This is a genomic window from Microcoleus sp. PH2017_12_PCY_D_A (assembly GCF_020738565.1).
GTDB lineage: Bacteria > Cyanobacteriota > Cyanobacteriia > Cyanobacteriales > Microcoleaceae > Microcoleus.
The window spans coordinates 1-19,045 of record NZ_JAEQCI010000160.1 but is presented as its reverse complement, the minus strand read 5'-3'; the positions used below and the strand labels follow the sequence as shown (position 1 = coordinate 19,045).

Sequence of the window (19,045 nt, the reverse complement as noted above, 5' to 3'; positions counted from 1 at the left end):
CATTCAATAACAGAGGACTGAAGTCCTCACTACAAGCCTGGTTCGTAGTGAGGACTTCAGTCCGCATTCAATAACAGAGGACTGAAGTCCTCACTACAAACACAAAAATCTGCCTCCAATGTAACGTTTTGTTGCAAAAAATAAATTTTCTTGCTAAAATACCGCTGAAGAGAGATGATATTGCTCTTGTAACCCGCTGCAAAGAAACGTGCAACTTGGGTTTCCTCACTGTGAGAAAAACACTGTGGGAACAAACACAACGGATTTAACTATTTTTGCAGACCAGCTTTTGCTAAAGCTGGTCGTTTCTGTTTAAACTTACAACTACAAGAGGAATTATTGCATAAATCCTCGATCGATCGCGAAACCGCAGATGTCAGGCCCCTTAACACGGATTAACGCAGATACCTTGACTATCTTGAAATTCATCTGCGTCAATCAGTGTTAATCTGCTTTAAATCTGCGGTTTTCGTATTTATCAAAGATTTATACAATAACTCTAAACTACAATTAATGCGATCGCTTATTGTTAAAAAAATCGCCCTAAAAAAGAAGAATTATCTCTTGACTTGGCTCGATTTTTGAGGTATATTATTAAATAATGGAAGTGGTGACTTAAAATTTAATTTTGCCAATATCCCCATTATTAAATAATACCTCATTAAATTTTCAAAGTCAAGCTTTGAACCCGAAAAAAAAAGGCGTTTTTTTTTAATACAATCAATTAAAATTGCTCTAAGCCCATGACTAATTCTCCGTTACCGTGAATAACCGATGATTCAATGAGAAGAAAGGCGCAGGCCTTACACCACCAGCCTTGAGGGCATCGGAATTGCACCCCACAACCACAATGAAGAAGTCTCCGATCAGAATTTTGCTAGTAGAAGATGATACATTACTGAGTGCGACACTGGCAAAGGTGTTGGAAACAAATGACTACACGCTCGATCGCGCGATCGACGGACAAGCGGGCTTAGACTTGGCAACATTGATTGAGTACGACCTGATTTTGCTCGACGTGCAGGTTCCGAAACTAGATGGGATTAGTCTGTGCCGGCAACTGCGATCGCAAAACTACCGCAACCCGATCCTCCTACTGACAGCAAAAGATTCAGATGCCGATGTGGTAGCTCTTTTCGACGCCGGAGCCGATGATTACATCAACAAGCCTTACGGTACAGAAGTATTGCTGGCAAGAATCCGCACATTATTGCGGCGCTCTAAAGCAGTTTCCCCTGGGAGTTTTGCTAAAGACTCATCCGCTGCATTGACTTGGGGACATCTTTGTTTAGACATGGATTCAGGCCGAGTATCCTTTGGCGAACAACTTATTTCACTGACAGCCAAAGAATACAACCTGCTGGAATTGTTTATGCGAAATCCCGATCGCATCTTCAGCCGCAGCGCCATTCTCGATCGCCTGTGGGGATTTGATGATGCACCAACAGATCGCGCCATTAACACTCATATTAAGGATATCCGAAAAAAACTCAAAGCAGGCGGCTTGACCGAAGAAATGATCGAAACAGTCTATGGCATGGGCTATCGACTCAAACCGCCCCCCCAACCTGCACCCCTAGCTGCAAACAATTCTGCAATCGATCGCACTAGCAAACACAAATCTCGCGCTGGAGATCGATCGGCAATCGACAAAGTTCTGGAGCGGTTTCGGGGAGTTTTTCAGCAACAAATTGCCGTGTTGTCGAGCGCAAAAACTGCTCTGATGACCGGAAAATTAGAGATGGAACTATACCAATCCGCTAAGAATGAAGCGCATAAATTAGCAGGCTCTATGGCATCCTTTGGTTATCCTGAAGGATCGAAATTAGCGCGATCGGCAGAGCATTTACTAATCTCCATTAGCCCCGTCAACCCCTCTGGTATCCTTCGCCCTTTCACTGCTGAAGAAACCACCCGATTTTCGGAATTGGTGACAGAATTAGAGCAGGAATTAGCCAAAGCAGCAGTTACGTTAACAACTTCACCAGTACCTACCGTTGTATCTCATCGAGTGCTAGTAGTTGACGATGATGCTGCTTTGACGGAGTGCTTAAAAGCAGAATCCGAAGCTCGGGGATTTAGGATAAAAATTGCCCCGAATGTCGCCGCCGCCCGATCGCGCTTGGCTATGTCAATGCCCGATTTGATTTTAATAGATTTAAGCTTTCCCGATACAGAAGAAGATGGATTAACGCTCCTGCGAGAACTCAACGAGCGATCGCCCAACCTGCCGATAATTGTATTTACAGGGCGCGACAGTTTGGGCGATCGCCTAGCAGCATCTCGCTTAGGTGCTAAACAATTTTTGCACAAACCTGCCACCACCGACCAAATTTTTCAAGCCATATCCCGCATCTCAACCAAAACTAAAGCCCCGCAAGCCAAAGTATTAATTGTTGACGACGATCCTGCGATTTTAGCTCACTTATCGGCACTGCTAACACCTTGGGGTTTGGAAGTAATAACTTTAACCGAACCCCAAGGATTTTGGGAAATGCTGCTGACAACTTCCCCCAATTTAGTCATACTCGATCTCGAAATGCCACAGGTGAGCGGGCTGGAGTTGTGCCAGGTAGTGCGACAGGACACCCAGCGGGCAGATTTGCCTGTCTTAGTTGTAACTGCTCGCACCGACGCAGACTCCCTCACCCAAGCCTTTGCCGCCGGAGCCGATGATTTCATCACTAAACCCGTGTTGGGGCCAGAATTGGTGACGCGGGTGCTCAGCCGGATCGAGCGCAATCGATCGCGCACCGCACCGTAGCCGATCGCCCAAAAAACAACCTAGTTTCCTAATAACAGAGTAAAGTGGTTGTGACAAGAGTCTAGAGAGATAAAAATCTCAGCATCTCACTTTTGTAACAAACCCTTATGCCATCAGTCATTGCCAATCGAAAATTGAAAATCGTATTGCCCTACGCAGTTGCTATTGGCTCGACGCATCTCGCCCTGATCCTCTCTCTCTGGCTAGAACCGTTTCTATCTCGAACAATCGGCGCATTTTTCTACATTGCGATCGTTGTCAGCGCTTGGTACGGCGGCTTTCGATCGGGAGTCGTTGCAATTGTTCTTTCAATCTTAGCGATAAATTACTTCTTTCTTCCTCCCTATTATCAGTTTTATATCGACCTACGACTCGATGTGTTGCGGTTAGGCATTTTTATGTTCGTTGGGTTAGTAATTAATTTAATAACTAGCAATCTTGTAGAGAGCAAAAATAAAATCGAGCGACTTAGCCTGCAATTAATTCAAGAAAATGCCGAACAATTGCGAAGGGCTTTATCCGCAGCGCAGATGGGGATGTGGGATTGGAATATAGCAACAGGAGAAATCAAATGGTCGCCCGAACACGCCCTGTTATTCGGGTTAAATCCAGATGCTTTTGATGGCAGATACGAAACCTTTGATGCTTGTGTCCATCCAGACGATCGCCCAAGCTTAAAAGAGGCAATACAACAAGCCTTGCAAACACAAAGTATCTACCAGCATGAATATCGTGTAATTTGGCCAGATGGCAGCATTCACTGGGTGGAAGGACGGGGAGACGGCTTTTACGACCAAACGGGTAAAGCCCTGCGAATGACTGGAACACTTATGAATATTGACCGGCGCAAGCAAACAGAAACTTTGCTGCACCATCAATTCGAGCAACAACGGCTGCTGGTGGAAATGAAAGAGCGCATCCGCCAATCGCTGAATTTACAAGACATACTCCAAACTACTGTCGAAGAAGTGCGCGGATTTCTCCAATGCGATCGCGCCCTTATCTTCAAAATCGATTCAAACTACAGCGGCACAGTTCTAGTAGAATCAGTCGATCCAGCCTGGAGGGCTATCTCATCCAACCATACCTACGATCCTTGTATTGGCCAAGAGTATATCGAACCCTTTCAGCAAGGTCTAATCACTGCAAAATCCGATATTTACACTGCCGAAATCGCCCCCTGTCACCTGTCCATGCTGGCAAGTTTCCAAGTGAGGGCAAATCTAGTTGTGCCGATTCTCCAAGGAGAAAATCTTTGGGGTTTGCTGGTTCTTCATCACTGCGCCGCGCCGCGAGAATGGCAAACTTCAGAAATAGAATTGCTGCGACAGTTGTCTGCACAAGCTAGTATTGCCATCCAACAAGCTGATTTATTGGAACAGCTACAAACCGAATTGCAAGAGCGCCAAGAGGCAGAAATAGCTTTGCAGGAGAACGAACAAAAACTGCAATTGTTCATCAAATATGCTCCCGCCAGTATAGTGATGTTCGATCGCTCCATGTGCTACCTAGCCGCCAGCCAGCGATGGGTTGATGAATATCGGCTCAATGACCTAGAATCGATAATTGGGCGATCGCACTACGAGGTTTTTCCCAATATTCCAGAGGAGTGGAAGCAATGCCACCAGCGCGGTTTAGCAGGTTTCATTGAAAAATCCGATGAAGATCGGTTTGTGCACTCAGATGGCTCGCAGCAATGGTTGCGGTGGGAAATTCACCCCTGGTATCGCAGCAATGGCGATGTTGGTGGCATCATTCTCTTCACTGAAGATATTACCGATCGCAAACAAGCAGAAATTGCCCTCCAACAAATCAATGCCGAACTCGAAAAACGGGTAACAGAAAGAACAGCCGAACTCACCGAAGTCAACGATCGCCTGTTAGTTACCTTACTCGAAAAAGAACAGGCCTATCAACAGCTCAAAGAACAAGCACAACTGCTAGATCTCGCCCACGACAGTATTATCACCTGGGACTTAAACTCGGTCATCAGCTTTTGGAATCAGGGAGCCGAGTTGATGTATGGCTGGACAAAAGCCGAGGCCTTGGGACAAGAAGCTCACATTTTGTTAAAAACTCAATTTCCTCAGCCATTGGCAGAAATTCAAGCACAACTATTGGCAACTGGTTATTGGGAAGGAGAACTAATTCATTGCAGTCAGGACGGGCGATCGATTGCTGTATCTAGCCGTTGGGTTTTGCAAAAAGATGATGCTGGTAAACCAGTTAAAATTTTAGAAATCAACAACGATATTACCCAAGCAAAAAAAGCTGAATTAGTCTTGCAACAATACATCCGCGAAGTAGAAGACCTCTACAATAACGCTCCCTGCGGCTATCACTCTCTAGATGCTGAGGGCCGAATAATTCGGATTAACGACACAGAATTGAATTGGCTGGGCTATACTCGCGATGACATCCTGCATAAGATGAATTTTTTGGATTTGCTAGTAGCCGATAGCCAACAAACTTTTTATCAAAACTTTCCTCGTTTAAAACAACAAGGAAGTGTCGATAATTTAGAATTTCAGGTATTGAATAAAGATGGTTCAATTCGTTGGGTAAATCTGAATGCTACCGCTCTAAAAGATGCGGATGGAAATTTTGTAATGAGCCGATCGACTTTATTTGATATTACATATCGGAAACACGCGGAAGTAGAATTGCTGCAAAAATCTCGACAGGAAAAGTTGCTCTGGATAGTTACTCAATCAATCCGCCAGTCTTTAGATATTAATGCGATTTTGAATACCGCCGTCACCGAAGTCAAGCAAACATTGCAAGTCGATCGCGCTGCAATTTATCGTTTTAATCCCGATTGGAACGGCGATTTTGTCGTCGAGTCAGTAGATCCGGGTTGGGTAAAACTTGTAGAACCGGGTATTTGCAAAATCTGGGAAGACACATACTTGCAAGAAACTCAAGGGGGTCGCTTTCAAAATAATGAAACTTTTGTAATTGCAGATATTTACACTGCCGGACTTCAGCCTTGCCATATCGAATTGTTGGAACAATTTCAAGCCAGATCGTACACGATCGTCCCGATTTTTTCAGGAGAAAATCTTTGGGGTTTGTTAGCCATTTATCAAAATGCTCAACCCCGCCAGTGGCAACCTTGGGAAATAGAATTAGCCGAACAAATTGCCAGCCAATTGGCGATCGCCATTCAGCAATCCCAACTCTATACCCAACTTCAGATCGAATTGCAAGAACGACAACAAGCCACAGCCGTCATCCGAGAAGCCGAACGGCGCTGGCGATCGCTCTTGGACAACGTACAATTGATAGTTGTTGGACTCGATGCGTCGGGAAAAATCAACTATGTCAATCCATTTTTTGTCGGCCTCACAGGGCATACTAAGGAAGAAGTTTTAGGCAATAACTGGTTTGAAAACTTTTTGCCTAGCGCCAGTCAACAATCAACAGAAGCCGATTTCTTGCAACTCTTGGCTCACAATGCTTATCCCTATTATCGAAATGTCATTTTGACAAAATTTGGTGAGGAACGATTCATTGCTTGGAACAATACAACGCTGCAAGATTCAGATGGAACCGTCATCGGCAGCATCAGCATTGGCGAAGATATCACCGAACGAAACAAAGTCGAGCAAATTAAGGATGAATTCATCGGCATTGTCAGCCACGAACTCCGCACTCCGCTGACAGCAATTCAAATGTCATTGGGACTATTACAAACAGGAATTTACGATAAAAAACCCGAAAAGTCCCGGCGCATGATCGAAATTGCCCTACTTGATACCAATCGTTTGGTGAACCTGGTTAATGATATTTTAGATTTGGAACGGCTGGAGTCCGGGCGGGCATTTCTGGATAAAACCCTTTGCAAAGCCGCAGATTTGATGCAGCAAGCAGTAGATGGCATTCAGGCGATCGCCACTCAACACCAGATCTCATTAATTATTGCCCCCACCGATGCAGAAGTCTGGGCCGCAGCAGACGCCATCCTCCAAACCTTGACAAATTTACTGAGTAATGCTCTTAAATTCTCGCCAGTCGGTTCCGCCATTTACCTGAGTGCAGAAAACCAAACAGACTGCGTGCTGTTCCAAGTTCGCGATCGCGGGCGGGGCATTCCAGCCGATAAATTAGAACTCGTTTTTGGGCGATTTCAGCAAGTCGATGCCTCAGATTCCCGCGAAAAAGGAGGAACCGGGTTAGGATTGCCCATCTGCCGCAGTATTATTGAGCGACACGGCGGAAAAATCTGGGCAGAAAGTATTTTAGGTGAAGGCAGCACATTTTTCTTTACACTGCCCTTACGTGCGATCGAATAACCCTCACTCGACGCACTCCTGACAAAGAAACCGGGTTTTTTACCTAATCTGTGGACTACAGCCAAGGATTTTTGTAAAAAAACCCGGTTTCTGCCCCCCGTGCGTAAGTCCTACCTCATTTTTTGGCTCAATCCAAAATCCAAAATCCAAAATCTCAAATCTAAAATCCCATGACAGACAGATTAATTCTAGTAGTTGACGATCAAGAACACCTCCGAGAATTGGTACAAGCGTGCTTAGAAGATCTAGGCGGATGGGAAACGCTGGTAGCAGCATCGGGAGAGGAATGTTTGCAAATAGTACAAACACAACAACCATCAGCCATTTTGCTCGATGTATCTATGCCGGGAATGGATGGGATTGCTGTCTACGAGAGCCTTCAATCCGATCCCAAGACGCGATCGATTCCGGTGATTCTGCTGACAGCAAAAGTCCTGCCGAGCGATCGGGCAAAATTTACCCAAATGGGCGTCACAGGCGTCATCGCCAAACCAATCCAACCCACCAGCCTGACTGTAGAAGTAGCAGAGATTTTGGGCTGGGACGAAGAATTTTAAGATTATTTGTGAATTATTGTAACGATAGTAGAATCTTTACCAATTCCTTACCGTGGTTATCTAGGCTTCCGGGATACAGCTAAAAGCTAGAAGCATCAGAGGAGACTACATGAATGCTTTTTCAGTTATTCAATGAAGTCACGCAATATCTCGATCGCCAAAATCAATGAACACCTTGGAAGTGGTTGCTATGACCACCAAAACAATTTTACTGATTTACAAAGAACCAAATATGCAGGAGGTAGTAAAAGCTTGTTTAACCGATTTAGGAGGTTGGAACGTGCGAGTTGCCAATTCCACCCTAGAAGGCTTGCGACAAGCAATACTCTACCAGCCCGATAGCATAGTTTTGGATATTTCCACAGGCACAATGGATGAATTCCTCTTTCTCAAACAACTGAGTACACTACCCACAACTCAAGGAATTCCGGTTGTGCTGTTAACTCTCAAAGCGAAATGGGTTAATTTACAAAATAGCTTGTTTCCACAAGATAAAATAGCAGCAGTGATTGTAAATCCCCTCGATCCAGCTATGCTGTCCGTTCAGATTGCTCAGGCCTTAGGCTGGGACTTAGAGTAAAATCTCACATCGCTCAGCCGTAGGCTCGCTCCTGTAAATAATTTACACATATTTGTGGGATGGGCGGGAGAGCCCGTCCTTTAGAGACGGGCTCTCCCGCCCATCCCACAATCACAATAAAAATTGTAAGCCGTAGGGTGCGTTGCCAGTAAAAATCCCTCGCCTAAAAATCTACAATTTCATAGCAACGCACCTCTGCTGTGCGCGAGCCGAGTCCAAACAACCCGGACATTCACTCTCGCCCAACAATTATTTTGGATCGATACTTGACAGAAATGGTATAATAGCTGCCTTTAACAGTTGCATCTAAATTGCCGATCGTTCTCAAACCCCACAGATGAAATTACACTCTGCCGATTGTGGAACACAATACCCTTTGAGAGTTGAGAATAGGGAAAGACTTACTGCATAAGAGTTTGAAGCTTCCCTCAACCTGCATTTTTTTTAACAAATCTGACTATTGTTGCGAAATATTTAAAATTAACTCAATTCTTTAACAAACTCGTCTTTTTTACAAAATCTTTACTTTTCACTTTTAGAGTGATGGAGTTGGTGGTTCAAGCCAGCTTACAGCACTTTCCAACAACAGTGAAATAGATCGGAGTTAAAAAAGAGGTTTTTATGATAGACGACGCAGGCAGATCAAATAAAATCCTCGATCGAGTTAACCAGAATACAGACTGCCCTTGCTGCTCCAATCCAATGCTCCGTCATTTTCGCCAGCATCAGGTGTACTGGTTTTGTCGCGAGTGTTGGCAAGAAATGCCTGTTTACAATCTTAACAAATATTGTTCATTGCCATCTATAGCAACTCTCAATAAATCACTTGTGCCAAAGAATCTGAGTTTTTCAACCAGTTTGAAATTGGCGGCTTGAGATTTGAGATTAAAACCGACAATCTCAAATCTCAAAACCAAAAAGGCTGAGCCTAGAAAGTAAACGTAGTTCTCACCACCCCAATCACCAAATCAGAATTACTCTTATTGTGGTCAGGAGCAGTCAGCCAAATCACGCCAGGAGTGATAGAAATATTATCGCTCAACTTAAACTGATAGAACCCTTCAATGTGCAGCGAAGTATCCTTATCTTCCGGCAAAGTCCGATTAGTAGAACTTGTTACTCGCGGCTCCATACCTACCAGAAATCCCGCCACATTTCCCTCTTTCAACAAATCGGGAAAAGCCACAGTAACAGCCCAGTTCCAGATTTTTTGGTCTCCGCGCTGCACGGAACCGGTAGGAGTAGCCAAGTTAGATAAAATGCGCTGGTTAGTGTAACCAGCCCAACCGCCAATTGCCAATCCAGGCCGCACTCTCCACGAAGCTTGCGCGCCGTAGGAATTGCTAGAAGTCTTGAGGTTGTCTTCAGTATCGAACCCGAAGGAACCGAGACGCACCGGGAAGTTAGAAGCATTGCTGCCCGTACCGGTCACGAAGTTGTAGGAATTGACGTAAGTTAAACCTAAAGCCATAGTGCTTGTCGGTTTAAAAGTCAACTGAGCCAAAGCGCCGTAAGAACCGTTGAACAAACCGTTACCCCGAGTCGGGCTCGCAGCATTGCCGGCCAAATATCCCAAACTCAGTTCGAGTTTTTCCCCAAACTGATGCCGCAGAGCGATACCAGTACCGGCAGTCAAATAGTAAATTGGGTTGCGAGTACCGAAGTTAGAAAGAGCACCGCTGCCGCCGTCTCCGTCAAAGTAAGGGTTAACAGTATTGGTAAAATCGTCAGCAGCGCCGGCATTGGCTTCTAGAATTACAGTAGTGCTTTTGCCTAGGGGGAATTGATAAAACAGCGCATCTAAAGCTACAGTATTGCTAGCCTCGCCGAAAGGCCCCGCATTAAACCGCAATTCCCAAATTTAAAACTTGCAGTCGAGTTCTGAGCAAATCTTGGCCTGAAAAACTCGTGTCAAAATTCAGACGAACCCTGCTACCAAAAGCCGTGCTTCGATCGGCGTCGCGGCCCTCCGCATCTTCTCCCCGGGCGATACCTGTCAAAGCAAAGATTACTTCGCCGTTAAGTTTAGTTGTAGTCGAAAACTGATTTGCTTCTAATTCAGAGGTGCGCGCTTCCAAAGCATCGACGCGGCCGCGCAAAGTTGCCAATTCCGCCGCAAATTCTTCTTGCAATCTTTGCACAGAAGCCAAATCTTCTTTTGTGGCTAAACCCCTGGTACCGCCTTTAATCAGTTCGTTGACTTTATCCAAACAGGCATTTAAACCGGCGGCAAATTCGTAGCGAGTCATCGCCCGGTTGCCGCGGAAAGTGCCGTCTGGATAGCCGGCGATGCACCCGTAGCGCTCTACTAGGGATTGCAAAGCTTGGAATGCCCAATCGGTGGGCCGAACGTCGGAAAGTTGCGAAACTGAGGTTACTTGGCCGACTGCATCTTCGCTGTCGCCTTCTGCGCTGTATTGGTTGATTTGTTCTAAAACATTTGACTGCGCTTGAGGTTGGGCAATTGGAGGAGTTGATTGGGAAATCTGCTCGGGTTTTCCGGCCGGTTTTTCGGCGCCCAAATTACTCGGTGCGGCGGGTTGCGTTTCGCTGGAGTTGGCGGGCGCGACTGCGGAGATTTGCTCTGCGACGGGTGGTTCGGCGCTGGAGTTGGCTGGCGCGGCGGCGGGTTGGGTTTCGCTTAAGTCTGCTGCTGCAACTGCGTTGTTTTCCGCTGATGCGGCTTGTTCGGCAACTGGGGCTACTTTCGCTTCAACACTTTCTTTATCAATAGTGTCAACAGTCAAGTTGCTGGCTACTGACGCTGGTTCGGCGGTCAGTGCATCCGTCTCAGGCTTTGCGACCTCGGTGGCAGCACTTGGTAATTGCAATTGATTGGCTCGAGCAGTGGCAATTTCTACAGGTTGCTCTGCTGCTAGGGCTGTCGAAGATACGACTAAACTTGCTGCTAGTACAGCGGGACTGACTAAGAGTCCTTTCCACAAAAATTTGGACATTTTTTTCCTCACACCACGTTAGTTCGATCGCCTTTTCCGAAAACTGAGCCGATCGCAAATCACCTACAGTATTCCGCCTAATAGTATTTTTTGTCAACAATCGGGGCAATTGTTGTCAAAATCTGCGGTTTTGCTGTCCCTGATTTCACAAAAACCCCGTTTATTTCCAAAATCCTGGGTTTGAGCTAAATACTTAGGTAGAAACACGGTTGATGACTCGATCGCGCGTAAGTGCTCCCTCGGTAAGACTAATATTGACAGAATTGGCGCTAATAAATCGTTCGATCGACTACATACAAGTGAAAAAACTCAAATACGCCCTAGTTCACGAATGGTTGACGCCTTTAGCTACCGGCGGTTCGGAACTCGTAGTGCAGGAAATTCTCAAACACGTAGACGAGGCAGATGTCTATGCCCTCATCGACTTTGAATCGGCCAATCCCGAAAGCTATCTTTTCGGGCGACAGATTGGCACCACATTCTTGCAGCGCTTTCCCGCAGCCCGCAGCGGCGTGCAAAAATATTTGCCATTTCTGCCGATCGCGATCGAACAACTAGATCTGCGAGAATACGACATCATCCTCTCATCCTCCCACGCCGTCGCCAAAGGCATCCTCAGCAGTCCAGGGCAAATGCACGTCTGCTACTGCCACACGCCCATGCGCTACGCTTGGGACTTAACTTTTGACTATTTACGCAGCAGCAAAGCCGGAGGGGGAATCCCGGGCTTGCTGACGCGATATTTGTTGCACCGATTGCGGCAGTGGGATGTAATTTCCGCCAACCGCGTCGATTATTTCATCGCCAACTCCCAACACACCGCGCGCCGAATTTGGCGGTGCTACCGACGGCGCGCCGAGGTGATTTATCCCCCGGTAAATATCGAGAGATTTTCCTTGATGCGGCAAAAACAAGACTTTTACGTGACAGTTTGCCGATTGGTAAGCTACAAAAACGTAAGCGCGATCGTCCAAGCATTCAATCAACTCGGGCACACTCTCATTGTCATCGGCACCGGGCCAGAATTAGACACGATCCGGCAAATAGCCAAACCCAACGTGCAACTGCTCGGCTGGCAGCCAGCAGAGGTAGTCGAAAAATACATGGCAGAAGCAAAAGCCTTTGTCTATGCAGCTTGCGAAGATTTTGGCATCGCTTTAGTAGAAGCTCAAGCTTGCGGGACACCAGTAATTGCCTATGCCGCAGGCGGCGCTTTGGAGACAGTGCTCGACATTCGCCAACACCCAGAGACTGGGACAGGTTTATTTTTCCCCTCCCAAACCGCAGCAGCAATAGTCGAAGCCGTCGCAGAATTTGAGCAGTTGCAAGGCAAATTTGCGCCAGAAACCAGCAGGTTGCACGCCGAAAACTTTGCCCCCCAAGTCTTTGAGCAGCGCTATCTAGCTTTTGTGGAACAGTGCTATCAGGAATTTCAATCAGTCAACTTTACCAAGTCTGGGAGGTGAGAGAGGCCAGAAGGCGAGAGGGGGAGAGGGGGGGAGGGGAAGAGGGGGGGGAGGGGGAGAGGGGGAGAGGGGGGGAGGCAAAATATTTATTCTTGAGAATGGCTTCAGAAGCGCTCAAAGCCTGTCTGTATAAGTGCCTTGTCCATTCTTGCGACATTCGGATTCCTGATTCAAAAGCCTGATTCCCAATGCCTTGAGAAGCCCTGAAAACCTCTCTGCATAAGTGCTTTGTCCATTATTCCGACATCCTGATTCCCGATCCCGAAGGTATTCAAAAGCCCTGAAAGCCTCTCTACATAAGTACCTTGTCGATTTTGCAGGCTTCGTTGTTGCTGATTTTTTCTTGCTTCTTCCTTCTTGCGAAGGCAGAAAATTGAGTATTGGAAACATAATTCAGAGAACAAAGCGTCTTGAGGCTTTATGATCATGACTGTGTGTGGTGTGAAGTGAAGGAGTAAGATGACTGCCGACAGCCAACTAATCTCCGGCAAGGTAATTCGAGCGATCGCAAGACGCGGTTTTGCGCCTGTCCTGCAAGGAGATAGACGCATCAGTCGTTCTCTACAGAGACTCGACGGAGAATTTTTCAAGCGGTTATTTGACATCCTCTTTTCCTTATCGGTTCTGATCCTGTTTGCTCCGGTTTACCTGCTTTTGGCTCTCTCAATCGCCTTAAGCTCGTCCGGGCCTATATTTTACGTACAGGAACGAGTAGGCAAAAACCGTAAAATGTTTTATTGCCTTAAATTCAGAACGATGGTGGAAAATGCGGACGACATATTGCTGGAAATCATGGAAAAATCTCCGCATTTGCGTCAAGAGTTTGAGGACAATTTCAAACTGAAACAAGACCCTCGAATTACCTGGATTGGAAGATTTTTACGAATGACCAGTTTAGACGAGTTCCCCCAGTTTTGGAATGTATTAAAAGGAGATATGAGCGTCGTCGGACCGAGACCTTTAGTTGAAGAAGAACTGCCGAGATACGGCCGTCACATCAACAAAATTCTCACCATTAGACCTGGAATTACAGGCTTGTGGCAAGTGTCCGGTCGCAACGACATTCCGTATCCCCGAAGAGTCCAAATTGACCTGTATTACGCCAATGACAAAAACCTTTGGATGGATATGTGGATTGTTTTCAAAACAATTGGAGTTGTGATTTTCCCCAAAAATAACGGCGCATATTAATTTTTGTCCGCAGTCAGCCATCGGTAGTTAGTTTTGTTTGTTACTGACCACTGATGCTGACTACTGACAGCAAGCGGCAAACTCTTTACTCAAACAAAACACTTCCTTGATGCCGATCGAAGAATTGTGAGTTATTGTGAGTTAAGGTAGAGCTTGAGCATACGACGGGCAGGCAACAACAGCCTCTACCCTGAAAGTCCGAAGTGAATTAACACAGCCTGTCAAAGGAAAATCAGATGACGCAACGCAAGCGAGCGCTAATAACAGGTATTACAGGTCAAGACGGCTCGTACTTGAGCGAATTACTGTTAGAGAAAGGATACGAAGTTCACGGGATTATCCGGCGCAGTTCTAGTTTCAACACCGATCGCATTGACCACATCTATGTCGATCCTCACAGCGAGGGCGCACAGTTATTTCTGCACTACGGCGACTTGACCGACGGCACTACTCTCCGCCGAATATTGGAACAAGTTCAGCCTGTAGAAGTTTATAACTTAGGCGCTCAATCTCACGTTCGAGTTAGTTTCGACTCACCGGAATATACGGTTGATGCCGTAGGGATGGGGGTGTTGCGGCTGCTAGAAGCAATTCGGGACTACCAGAATCGCACAGGCATAGAAGTGCGGTTTTATCAAGCAGGTTCTTCGGAAATGTTTGGTTTGGTGCAGGAAGTTCCGCAGAAGGAAACAACCCCTTTTTATCCCAGAAGTCCTTACGCTTGCGCCAAAGTTTACGGTCACTGGCAAACAGTAAATTATCGCGAATCCTACGGACTTTTTGCCTGCAACGGCATCTTGTTCAATCACGAGTCTCCGCGCCGGGGCGAAACTTTTGTAACTCGCAAAATTACTCGCGCTGTTGCCAGAATTGTCGCCGGCAAACAGAAAAAACTTTATTTGGGCAACCTCGATTCTAAGCGGGACTGGGGCTTTGCTAAAGACTACGTGCGGGCGATGTGGCTGATGCTGCAACAAGAGAAGCCTGACGATTACGTCATTGCTACCAACGAAACCCATTCCATTAAAGAATTTCTCGATTTGGCCTTTACTTACGTCAATTTAGATTGGCAAAAATATGTCGAGTTTGACGAACGCTACTTGCGTCCTGCAGAAGTGGAACTATTGATTGGCGATTCGACTAAGGCGCGCCAGCAATTAAATTGGGAACCTTCTGTAACTTTTCAGGAGTTAGTACATTTAATGGTAGATGCTGACACGAAAGCTCTCGAACAGCAGGAACGAGGTTCGGGTAACGGATTTGATTGAGGCGCCTGAGCAGTGAGTCGATTTGTAGGGGCAGTGCCCCGTGTCTGCCCCCATTCGCGCACCGGGGGATTGCCCCTACACGCAGTTCACAACTGATGAGAAAATGGTTGCAGCTATTGGCGCGGTCATTCAAAGAACCAGCTTAATTGCTCGCCAAATTTTGCGCTGTGCGGGCTAACAAAAATATTAAAATGATCCTTGAGAACTCGCAGCCGATAAATCTAACTTTCGGGTGTCCGCAAATCGCATTCTCCCTATCTGCTGTCGCTAAAACAGATTTGTGGGCAAGCGTGTCCTCTGCCTGAAAGCTTTTTTTTGGCTAAAGCCAACAATTTTAGAGTGGAAATTGTCGATCGACCCTTATTGAAAATCCCGAGGATAAAATTATGACAAACTTGGATTTAAGTAGCAAGCGCATTCTAGTCACGGGCGGCGCCGGCTTCCTCGGCCGTCAGGTAATCGACCAATTAGTCAAAGCAGGGGCCGATGCTGATAAAATTTCAGTTAGTCGATCGCGCGACTGCGACCTCCGCCTCATGGAAAACTGCAAGCGCGCCGCCGACCAACAAGACATCATCATACACCTCGCAGCCCACGTCGGCGGCATCGGTTTAAACCTAATTAAACCAGCAGAACTATTTTACGACAATTTGATGATGGGCGCGCAACTAATCCACGCAGCCTACGAAGCCGGAGTCGAAAAATTCGTCTGCGTCGGCACAATTTGCGCCTATCCCAACTTAACCCCAGTTCCCTTCAAAGAAGACGACATCTGGAACGGCTATCCAGAAGTAACAAACGCACCCTACGGAATCGCCAAAAAAGCCTTATTAGTGCAACTGCAATCCTACCGCCAGCAGTACGGATTCAACGGTATCTACTTGCTACCAGTCAATTTGTACGGCCCGGAAGACAACTTTGACCCGAAAAGTTCCCACGTCATCCCCGCATTAATTCGCAAAGTCTACGAAGCCCAAGAAAGAGGAGACAAAACATTACCAGTTTGGGGAGATGGCAGTCCCAGCCGCGAGTTTTTGTATTCCACAGATGCGGCGCGGGGAATTGTGATGGCTGCTCAATCTTACAATGAATCAGACCCAGTTAATTTGGGAACCAATAGCGAAGTTAAAATTCGCGATTTGGTGGAAACGATTTGCGAATTGATGGGATTTGAGGGAGAAATTGTTTGGGAAACAGACAAGCCGAACGGTCAGCCGCGCCGCTGTTTGGATACGCAAAGGGCTAAGGAAAGGTTTGGTTTTGTGGCTGAGGTGGAGTTTAAGGAAGGCTTGAAAAATACGATCGATTGGTATAGAAAACACGCAGCTTAAACAGTTGGCAGCGTGAAAAACCCGGTTTCTTGAAGAAACCGGGTTTTTTTGCGAATATTCGTTTGTAGTGCGGACTTCAGTCCGCAGCATTTTGCGGACTGAAGTCCGCACTACAAACCGTTTTTATTGTGGTAATCGAGCGGATGCGAACTAAGAAATTCTACCAAATTGTCGGTCGATCGACTCTCGCAACTTGTTCTCCTGAAAAATAATTTTTGCAACAGGTTTATTGTAAAATAAATTGTTTTTGCCAGAGGTTTATTGTAGAATGGAACTGAACCAGCAGAAAGAACTTTTTAGCAAAGCTTATATCCGCGCTGTTGCAGCAGTAGGGGGTTTTTCTGTCAGTCAGCCAGAGGTAGATGACGACAGCGTGGATTTAAAGATTGTGGCAAGAGGCGGTGGGGGAGTAGTTTTTTCCCCCGAGCTTAACTTACAGTTAAAATGTACCTCAAGGGATCTACTCGACGGGCCGTTCATCAGATATCCGCTGAGGATAAAAAACTATAGCGATTTGATAATCAATGCCCAGGTGCCGCGCCTGTTAGTGGTAGTTTTCGTGCCGGAAAATTTAGAAAACTGGTTGCAGCAGTCTGAAGACGAAATGTGCATGAGGTATTGTGCCTATTGGGTGTCGCTGCGGGGACAGCCAGAAAGAATCAATACAGCAAATGTAACAGTTGAGTTACCCCGATCCAATCAGTTCACAGTAGAGGCTCTTAAGTCTATTATGCAGCGTCTTAGCCAAGGAGGTTTACCGTGAAAGTAATTGTAAAAGACAAGGAAATTTTCCAAACTATAGATCCCAATGTGTTGGCGGCACACTTAGAAGCAAAAGGTTGGCAAAAAGTTGCTTTGGTATATGAAAATACTTGGATTTGGCGCAAAAAGAATGATGCTGGTGAGCTTTTTGAAATCAAGCAGCCTTTGAGACAAGAATTTGATGCCCCTCAGCTTATTTATGAAGCCATTAAGACGCTAGAAGTGATAGAAAATCGTTCTCAATTAGATATTATCAGCGATTTAATCACGGTTTTACCTAATGTTGCAATCTCAGGATGGGTTAATAAAGTGTATGGGGCAGAATCGGCAACCTGCAAAATTACATTAATGGGATTTGTGGTGGGGAAGCTGAGAAAAATTAATCTGGAATTGCCGGAAGCAGATTATCAGTTGGCCCTCAAGGCTTATGAAGCGCGATCGCCCGTAACGTGTTTTGGCGATTTAATTAAAGAAAATGACGGTTTTGTGCTAAACAATCCGCGCGATTTTGCCTTGCTGACTGAGGCAGAATTAATCCAATAGTTTGGGAAATCCTGGTTGTGGTACCAGCGGTTTGGTGCGCAGTGCGCACCCTACTAAGGCAGAATTAATCAAATAGTTTGGGAAATCCTGGTTGTGGTACAATATCAAGCAAAAATTATTGTGCCGATCGCATTACAGGAAAACAGGTTGTGCAAACTCTAAAATTAGGTGCATCGGGTGCCGATGTTGTGAAACTTCAAAAACGCTTGCTGGAGTTAGGGTTGAATCCAGGCCCTGCTGACGGTAAGTTTGGGCCGAAAACAGAAGCATCCCTCAAACAGTTTCAAACCAATCAAAAATTTTTGGCAAACGGCATAGCGGGCAAGGAAACGCTAGCTGCGTTGTTCCCCGGGGAACCTTTGGGCTCGTCACTTTTATCATACAGGGCGATCGAGCTAATCTTAGAATTCGAGGTCGGCGGCGGGCGGAAATACTACGAAAGGCTGTTGCAGCGTCCAACTTGGCCGGAAGGAGCATCGGGAATTACGATCGGCATCGGTTACGATCTAGGTTACAACACAGTAGAAGTTTTCAACCAAGATTGGCAGAAATTAGGAGATATTGAGCGCAAACGTTTGAGTGACTGCTGCGAGTTAACAGGAGAAGCTGCGAACAACTTTTTAGATAGTGTTCGAGACATTATTGTTGCTTGGGAATTAGCATGGGAAGTTTTTAATGTTGTCACAGTGCCGAAATTTTACAATCAGACAAAAGCGGCATTTCCAGGTTTAGAAGAATTGCCGGCAGATGTGCAAGGAGGATTGGTAAGTTTGGTGTTCAATCGCGGCCCGAGTATGGAGGGAAACCGCCGCCGGGAAATGCGTGCAATCCGGGATTTAGTGCCGAAAAAAGATATCAAGGGAATTGCTGAACAAATCCGGGAAATGAAACGGATTTGGGTGGGTACGAGCATTGAAAAAGGTATAGGGAGACGGCGGGATGCGGAAGCAGATTTAATCGAGGCAAGTGATTAAATAGTTGACAGTTGACAGTTGACAGTTGACAGTTGACAGCGAGGTGTTTCAAAGGTTTTGATAGAATACAAATAGCTCGAATAAAATCATCGTAAAGTACCGACAATTACCATGTCATCCCCCGCAAAAAACCTCGTCGAACAAGTCAATGATTGGGAATTTATCGAGTTGTGGGTTGATCCGATTGTTTTCCCGCCTCGGATTCTGATGTTAGTGGGTGGCAAAAATAGTAAGTGTGGTATTTACGAGCCATCGGCGAATTATAACCCACATTCCGCAGATGTGGGTCGGATTTTTTTATCAGTTGTGAAAACTTGGAAGCCAAACGCTTTTGGGCTGAAATTATGCAGTGTTAGC

13 protein-coding genes and 1 pseudogene are annotated in these 19,045 nt (G+C 46.1%); 12 read left to right on the top strand and 2 right to left on the bottom strand.

Going from position 1 to position 19,045, the window contains the following annotated elements:
- The first annotated feature begins 850 nt into the window (after positions 1-850).
- From JGK39_RS30300 to JGK39_RS30285, 4 genes are all read left to right on the top strand, one after another.
- On the top strand, positions 851-2,764 hold the full coding sequence (locus tag JGK39_RS30300) for a response regulator (protein WP_293258554.1): 1,914 nt from the start codon (positions 851-853) through the stop codon (positions 2,762-2,764).
- A 107-nt stretch (positions 2,765-2,871) separates the two neighbouring features.
- Positions 2,872-7,059 carry a PAS domain S-box protein gene (locus tag JGK39_RS30295; RefSeq protein WP_293258556.1) on the top strand — a complete coding sequence of 1,396 codons (4,188 nt, stop codon included), beginning with the start codon at positions 2,872-2,874 and terminating at the stop codon, positions 7,057-7,059.
- A gap of 170 nt (positions 7,060-7,229) precedes the next feature.
- Positions 7,230-7,616, top strand: a complete 387-nt coding sequence (locus tag JGK39_RS30290) for a response regulator (protein ID WP_293258558.1) — start codon at positions 7,230-7,232, stop codon at positions 7,614-7,616.
- A 166-nt stretch (positions 7,617-7,782) separates the two neighbouring features.
- Positions 7,783-8,196 (top strand): response regulator, encoded by a 414-nt coding sequence (locus JGK39_RS30285; RefSeq protein WP_293308411.1) that lies wholly within the window; start codon positions 7,783-7,785, stop codon positions 8,194-8,196.
- Positions 8,197-9,124: 928 nt separating this feature from the next.
- Here JGK39_RS30285 and JGK39_RS33780 read toward each other — a convergent pair.
- Positions 9,125-10,048 carry an iron uptake porin gene (locus JGK39_RS33780; protein ID WP_366516022.1) on the bottom strand — a complete coding sequence of 308 codons (924 nt, stop codon included), beginning with the start codon at positions 10,046-10,048 and terminating at the stop codon, positions 9,125-9,127.
- Complete coding sequence (locus JGK39_RS33775; protein WP_366516020.1) at positions 10,038-11,153, bottom strand: iron uptake porin; 1,116 nt, start codon at positions 11,151-11,153, stop codon at positions 10,038-10,040. Before JGK39_RS33775 ends, JGK39_RS33780 begins: the two co-directional genes overlap by 11 nt.
- Positions 11,154-11,452: 299 nt before the next feature.
- Between JGK39_RS33775 and JGK39_RS30275 the strand changes: the two genes are divergently transcribed.
- The 8 genes and pseudogenes from JGK39_RS30275 to JGK39_RS30240 form a co-directional block, all read left to right on the top strand.
- A complete protein-coding gene (locus JGK39_RS30275; protein ID WP_293258620.1) occupies positions 11,453-12,619 on the top strand; it encodes a glycosyltransferase in 1,167 nt (388 codons plus the stop codon).
- Positions 12,620-13,078: 459 nt separating this feature from the next.
- Positions 13,079-13,810 carry a sugar transferase gene (locus JGK39_RS30270; RefSeq protein ID WP_293258564.1) on the top strand — a complete coding sequence of 244 codons (732 nt, stop codon included), beginning with the start codon at positions 13,079-13,081 and terminating at the stop codon, positions 13,808-13,810.
- Between the two features lie 236 nt (positions 13,811-14,046).
- The gene (gene gmd, locus JGK39_RS30265) at positions 14,047-15,078 is read left to right on the top strand and encodes a GDP-mannose 4,6-dehydratase (protein ID WP_293258566.1); all 1,032 of its coding nucleotides are present in this window, start codon (positions 14,047-14,049) and stop codon (positions 15,076-15,078) included.
- 386 nt (positions 15,079-15,464) lie between these two features.
- Positions 15,465-16,409, top strand: coding sequence for a GDP-L-fucose synthase (locus JGK39_RS30260; protein WP_293258568.1), 945 nt, complete (start codon positions 15,465-15,467; stop codon positions 16,407-16,409).
- A gap of 268 nt (positions 16,410-16,677) precedes the next feature.
- A complete protein-coding gene (locus JGK39_RS30255) occupies positions 16,678-17,172 on the top strand; it encodes a DUF4365 domain-containing protein (RefSeq protein WP_293258570.1) in 495 nt (164 codons plus the stop codon).
- Positions 17,169-17,714, top strand: coding sequence for a hypothetical protein (locus JGK39_RS30250; RefSeq protein ID WP_293258572.1), 546 nt, complete (start codon positions 17,169-17,171; stop codon positions 17,712-17,714). The genes JGK39_RS30255 and JGK39_RS30250 overlap by 4 nt, the downstream gene beginning before the upstream one ends.
- A gap of 149 nt (positions 17,715-17,863) precedes the next feature.
- Positions 17,864-18,688, top strand: a complete 825-nt coding sequence (locus JGK39_RS30245; protein ID WP_293258574.1) for a peptidoglycan-binding protein — start codon at positions 17,864-17,866, stop codon at positions 18,686-18,688.
- Between the two features lie 111 nt (positions 18,689-18,799).
- Positions 18,800-19,045: pseudogene (locus tag JGK39_RS30240) on the top strand (hypothetical protein); the annotation flags it as partial.

Bases quoted from the DNA above. Each gene is read 5' to 3' on its own strand.
- JGK39_RS30295 (WP_293258556.1), top strand. From the start codon at position 2,872: ATGCCATCAGTCATTGCCAATCGAAAATTGAAAATCGTATTGCCCTAC.
- JGK39_RS30260 (WP_293258568.1), top strand. From the start codon at position 15,465: ATGACAAACTTGGATTTAAGTAGCAAGCGCATTCTAGTCACGGGCGGC.
- gmd (WP_293258566.1), top strand. From the start codon at position 14,047: ATGACGCAACGCAAGCGAGCGCTAATAACAGGTATTACAGGTCAAGAC.
- JGK39_RS30255 (WP_293258570.1), top strand. From the start codon at position 16,678: ATGGAACTGAACCAGCAGAAAGAACTTTTTAGCAAAGCTTATATCCGC.
- JGK39_RS30270 (WP_293258564.1), top strand. From the start codon at position 13,079: ATGACTGCCGACAGCCAACTAATCTCCGGCAAGGTAATTCGAGCGATC.
- JGK39_RS30300 (WP_293258554.1), top strand. From the start codon at position 851: ATGAAGAAGTCTCCGATCAGAATTTTGCTAGTAGAAGATGATACATTA.
- JGK39_RS30290 (WP_293258558.1), top strand. From the start codon at position 7,230: ATGACAGACAGATTAATTCTAGTAGTTGACGATCAAGAACACCTCCGA.
- JGK39_RS30285 (WP_293308411.1), top strand. From the start codon at position 7,783: ATGAACACCTTGGAAGTGGTTGCTATGACCACCAAAACAATTTTACTG.
- JGK39_RS33775 (WP_366516020.1), bottom strand. From the start codon at position 11,153: ATGTCCAAATTTTTGTGGAAAGGACTCTTAGTCAGTCCCGCTGTACTA.